Below are 3,342 nucleotides of genomic sequence, written 5' to 3' on the forward strand. Positions count from 1 at the left end.
GTGAAGCAGGTCGTTCATTTTTTGATCCTTCGATGCAGCTGAAGGTGCTGTTTTTCGCTTACTGTGATGGAGTTCGCAGTTGTCGAGCGATCGCGAAGCATATCCGTTATGACATACGATACCGTTATTTTTGCGGCAGTCTTCGTTCCGACTTCCGCACGATCAATCGATTCCGTCATGACAATTTGGATTTGTTGGGGGGCTATTTTGCAGGGATGGTATTGCTATTTGAAGAGTTGAAACTGGTTGATTTCTCGCAGTTGGCATTAGACAGCAGCAAGTTTCGAGCTATGAGTTCGGCATGCAAACGCAGCCGAATGAAGCGTCTTGATCGGCTGAGTCAGGAGTTTGCAACAGAGCTTTCGGAGGATTCGGTGGCGGATGGTATGTCGGAGGAAGCAGAGCCGGTAGATGAGTCGGGATTATCTCAGTCATCGTCCGCTGACAGCGAGAAGAAGGTTGATTACAGCGAGCTTTCCGATCCTGATGCTCGCTTCATGAAGACTTCGGAGGGAGGTAAGCGTCTCAGTTACAACGGTCATGTTGTGGTAGAGAAGAATCAGGTTATAATAGCAGCGGACGTGAGCACCAATGCGGATGATTCGGTTTATTTTGGTACAATGGTTGAGCGGACGGAGGAGATATTGGGCTCTCCCCCGGAGCGTTTGTTGGCTGACGGGGGTTACTATTCGGGAGGTAATATCAGCAGGAGTTTGGAAGCGGGGATCGATCTCTACCTTCCGGTTTCAAACAGTGGGCACAAGGTAGCGGATTCTGCCTATCATCGTGACGCATTTGTCTATGATTCTGATTCCGACAGCTATCGATGTCCGCAGGGAGAGACTCTTCACTATCAGAGTAGACGGCGACGTCGCGGAACAGAAGTGCGCGTTTACAGCGGTCGTGCATCGAGTTGCGGCAGCTGCTCTAAACGTCATCTCTGTACTTCCTGTCGAGTTCGCAAGCTTGAGATCAGCGAGCACTACAGCTATGAACGCAAGATGCGAGCTAAGCTGTCGAGCAAAGAGGGTAAGGAGATATATCGACGACGGCAGGGTCAAGTGGAGCCTGTGTTTGGCAATATCAAGTACAACCTCGGTTTCACGCGCTTCCTTCTGCGTCGCCTGAGCAATGTGCGCGGCGAGTTTCTGCTGTTCTGCATCGCTCATAACATAAGAAAGCTGGCAGGAGGGCTCGCTTTTTATCATCTAAAACTGGTCCTAAAACCACTTATTGAAGCCTGTTATGTCCTCTCAGAGGCAATATGGGAAAGGAGCATGACTAAACAGCTTGCATGCCGATCAACTCAACACGTCACACCACAAATGGCAATATGAATCGACAATAAGTGACTTGTGGGACAGCCTCTCCTCATCTGCCCCATTGAAAGGACCGATATATGGAAGCAATCAAAGGTAAAATCTATAAATACGGTGACGACATCAACACCGACGTCATCTTCCCCGGCAAATATACCTACACCGTCACCGACCCTGCCGAGATGGCGCAGCATGCGATGGAGGACCTCGATCCCGATTTCGTGAAAACTGTCGAGAAGGGTGATGTTGTTGTCGGCGGCAAGAATTTCGGCTGCGGATCGTCGCGCGAGCAGGCTGTCAAATGCCTGAAATTTTCCGGTGTCGGTGCGGTCATAGCGAAGACGTTCTCGCGGATATATTTCCGCAATCTGATCAACAACGGCATCCCGGCGATTGTCAATGCGCAGCTTGTCGATTCTGTCGAACCGGGAGACAAAGTCGTGGTCGATCTGCAGAAAGGGACTGTCACGACGCCAAAGGGCGAGTTCAAATTTCCGGCATACGCGCCTGAGATTCAGCAGATTATAAATGCTGGCGGGCTGATACCGTATACGCAGAAGAAACTTGGGATCAAACCCTGACCGGGCGGGATTCAACCATGCAGAAGACTGAAAGCAACGTCATTACGAACGAAGCGTGGCAATCTCCGCATTTGAGTGCCGCGCTGGAAGGAACCCTTTCCTGCCAGCACTCTCAAGCTGACAGGAAGGGATTGCTGCGCGGGCGGGAACCCTTTCCTGCCCGCCCTGTGATGGGCATTGAGATCGCCACGTCGCTACGCTCCTCGCGATGACAGGTTTCTCTGCGCCGTCAGGATTCCCATCCTGACGGTAGTGCGACGCAGGAAGTGAGGAATCCGGTCAGGAATGGATTCCTGACCGCTCGAATAGAAGTCTTGAACCGGGCAACATTCAATTAGGAACAAACGGCACCGACAGGGCATTTTAGATGACACAGTCGACCACGATTAACTTGTTGAGGTTTGACCGCGATTATTGTATCTTGCAGCGAAATAAAAGGTAATCCGGAGGATACTAATGAAAGTTAACGCTTACGAAAAAGATGGTGTTTGGGTCATTGAGGTCAAGGGTCAGATGATGGGTGGGCCGGACACCGGTGAACTCGATGAAAAGCTCTACGCTATCGTTGGCAAGGGAAACAAGCATGCGATAGTCGATCTGGGAGGATGCGACTGGATCAACTCATCGGGACTGTCGATTCTGATCCACCACTACAAGAAATTCAAAGATGCGGGTGGCGAACTTAAGCTCGCGAATCTGACGAAGAAGGTCGAGCGTGTGATGGTGATCGCGCGGCTGACCGAGGTTTTCGACGCGAGAGACTCAGTCGCAGACGCCATCGCAGCATTCAAATAGCATTAGCAGCAATTGCCTTGACACAATTGAGCGATCATGGTATGATGGAATTGATATCGAAAAATGTAATCGCTGACAGGGGCTGATGATTTATTAAGGCACGAAGCGCCGTTAGGAACCCTTTCCTGACGGCCAAATGAAAGGGAGAATATGAACGTATTCAGAATCCACATAAGACCCAAAGGCGGTAATGCCGATGTGCAGCCAAGTAGGTCAGGATCCTTGTGATCCTGACTATTCCAATCACTCACCGAATGCACCGTCGAATCTCGGCTCGTCTTTGGTTCCCCACTCGTCATCATAATATCCATTCTGTAAGAACTCATTAAATGATGAATGAGGGTAATCCGTTGGACTTCGACAGATTCCATGCTTGACTGGATTATAGTGAATGTAGTCTATGTGCTTACGCAAATCCTCGTCATCTCTAATCATATGATCCCAGAAGCGATGTTGCCAAAGTCGTCCGCTTGTGATTCGTTTCCTGCTGCGATACTGCGCCGCGAATTTCTGTTTCATTCGATGCATGAGTCGCGAAAGATCTTCCAGACCTGAATCCATGACCATGTGAATATGATCCGGCATGATGACCCACGCTACGATCTCCACCCCATCAATCTCTTCTAACATCCGCATCGCAGTCAACA

At 50.1% G+C, this 3,342-nt stretch carries 4 protein-coding genes; 3 read left to right on the plus strand and 1 reads right to left on the minus strand.

The annotated features are described in order from the left end of the window. The 3 genes from KKH67_07875 to KKH67_07885 form a co-directional block, all read left to right on the plus strand. Positions 1-1,337, plus strand: a 1,337-nt coding sequence (locus KKH67_07875; GenBank protein ID MBU1319099.1) for an IS1182 family transposase, incomplete at its 5' end; no start/stop codon positions are given. Positions 1,338-1,399: 62 nt separating this feature from the next. Further along, positions 1,400-1,900 carry a 3-isopropylmalate dehydratase gene (locus KKH67_07880; protein ID MBU1319100.1) on the plus strand — a complete coding sequence of 167 codons (501 nt, stop codon included), beginning with the start codon at positions 1,400-1,402 and terminating at the stop codon, positions 1,898-1,900. A 456-nt stretch (positions 1,901-2,356) separates the two neighbouring features. Then, a complete protein-coding gene (locus KKH67_07885) occupies positions 2,357-2,695 on the plus strand; it encodes an STAS domain-containing protein (GenBank protein ID MBU1319101.1) in 339 nt (112 codons plus the stop codon). Positions 2,696-2,938: 243 nt separating this feature from the next. Here KKH67_07885 and KKH67_07890 read toward each other — a convergent pair. Beyond that, positions 2,939-3,342: transposase (locus KKH67_07890; GenBank protein MBU1319102.1), on the minus strand; the 404-nt coding region annotated here is incomplete at its 5' end.

The sequence above is a fragment of the Candidatus Zixiibacteriota bacterium genome, from assembly GCA_018820315.1.
Taxonomy (GTDB): Bacteria; Zixibacteria; MSB-5A5; order JAABVY01; family JAHJOQ01; genus JAHJOQ01.

Coding starts and splice junctions, on each gene's coding strand:
- KKH67_07880 (MBU1319100.1), top strand. CDS start 1,400: ATGGAAGCAATCAAAGGTAAAATCTATAAATACGGTGACGACATCAAC.
- KKH67_07885 (MBU1319101.1), top strand. CDS start 2,357: ATGAAAGTTAACGCTTACGAAAAAGATGGTGTTTGGGTCATTGAGGTC.